This is a genomic window from Faecalibacterium hattorii, assembly GCF_003287455.1.
Taxonomy (GTDB): Bacteria; Bacillota; Clostridia; order Oscillospirales; family Ruminococcaceae; genus Faecalibacterium; species Faecalibacterium hattorii.
Genome location: NZ_PRLC01000038.1, coordinates 1 through 1,923 on the forward strand (window position 1 = coordinate 1; position 1,923 = coordinate 1,923).

The following is a 1,923-nucleotide window of genomic DNA, read 5'->3' on the forward strand; positions in this document are numbered from 1 at the left end:
CGCCAACCAAGCCGACCTTGTTTCTTTCCTGCAATCACAGGGCGAGCAGCTTACCCGTGCCGGAAATGAATACCGCTGGAAGCGGCACGACAGCTTGACTATCCGGGGAAACAAATGGTACAGGCACAGCCAAAGCAAAGGCGGCGGCCCCGTTGATTTTGTCATGGAGTTTTTCGGCAAGAGCTTCACCGAAGCCGTTGAACTGCTGACAGGCGAAAAAGGAGCCGCCCCGCCGCCGGACAGACCAAGCCCCGCGCCCCTATCCGACTTCCGACTGCCACCCCGCAGCACCGACAACCGCATAGCGAGGAACTACCTCACAGCAGCCCGCCGCATTGATGAAGATGTGACGGGCTTTTTCTTTTCCACCGGGGATATTTACGAGGAAGCCACCCACCATAACGCCGTATTCGTCGGCAGAGATGAAAGCGGCATACCGCGATACGCCCACCAGCGCGGCACAGCCGGGAGCTTCCGGCTTGATGTGAAAGGCAGCGACAAATCCTTTAACTTCTGCTACCGGGGCGAGGGCGAAAGGTTGTTTGTCTTTGAAGCCCCGATAGACCTCTTATCTTTCCTCTGCCTGTTCAAAAAGGACTGGCAGAAGCAAAGCTATCTGGCGTTGGGCGGCGTGGGAGAAAAAGCCCTGTTGCGCTTCCTCTCTGACCGTCCGAACATCAAGACCGTGTACCTCTGCCTTGACAGCGACCAAGCCGGAAGCGACGCTTGCAGCCGCCTTGCGGAGTTTGTGCCGGAGGGCTTGACCGTCCACCGCCTTGTGCCGCTTTACAAGGACTGGAACGAGGTATTGCAGCACCGGGCAGAAATCGCGGACGGGAAGTATATCCGGGAAGCGATTTACGGCTTGAAAGAGCCGCCGCAGGAAGAAACCGTTGAGATTATCCGCATGAGCGAGGTTGATACACAGACCGTTGAATGGCTATGGGAGCCGTATATCCCCTTTGGGAAAGTAACCATTGTGCAGGGCAATCCCGGCGAGGGCAAGACCACCTTTGCCCTACGCCTTGCCGCCGCCTGCACCACCGGGGGAACGCTGCCGGGAATGAAATCCTTGCCGCCATTCCAAGTGATTTACCAGACCGCCGAGGACGGGCTGGGCGATACCGTCAAGCCCCGCTTGATGGAAGCAGAAGCCGACCTTGACCGGGTGCTTGTGATTGATGAAGCCAAGCGGGAGCTTACCCTGTCCGATGAGCGCATAGAAAAGGCAATCACGCAGAACGGGGCGCGGCTGATTATCCTTGACCCCATACAGGCGTACATGGGCGAAAAAACCGACATGAACCGGGCAAACGAAGTGCGCCCCATGTTCCGCCGCCTTGCCGATGTTGCCGAGCGTACCGGGTGCGCCGTTATCCTTATCGGACATCTCAACAAAGCTGCCGGAGGGCAGAGCGCATACCGGGGCTTAGGTTCTATCGACTTCCGCGCCGCAGCAAGGAGCGTCCTGCTGATCGGGCGCGTGAAGCGAGAACCGAATGTGCGCGTTATCGTCCATGACAAATCTTCCCTTGCGCCGGAGGGCAAGCCCGTTGCCTTTTGCCTTGACCCGGAAACGGGCTTTTCGTGGATAGGCGAATACGACATCACCGCCGACGAACTGCTGTCCGGCGCGGGCGGCAACAACGCCACCAAAACCGAGCAAGCCGAAAGGCTGATACTTGACCTGCTTGCAGACGGGAAAGAGCTTGCCAGCGAGGACATTGTAAAAGCCGCAGCCGAAGCCGGAATATCCGAGAGGACGGTACAGACCGCCAAGCGCAACATGGGCGGCATTTTAGGCGCAAGGCGTGTCGGCGGTCAATGGTACAACTTCATCAAGAAGAAGCAGCCACCCGAACCCGCAAGCTGAAAGTGCAAAACGCAGACCCTTTGCACTTTGCACTTTCGCACTTTCACGAT

General features: G+C 58.0%; 1 protein-coding gene. It reads left to right on the forward strand.

What is annotated here, in order from left to right; genetic code table 11:
- On the forward strand, positions 1-1,873 hold a 1,873-nt coding region (locus C4N23_RS13635), incomplete at its 5' end, for an AAA family ATPase (protein ID WP_242983811.1).
- Positions 1,874-1,923: the final 50 nt, after the last annotated feature.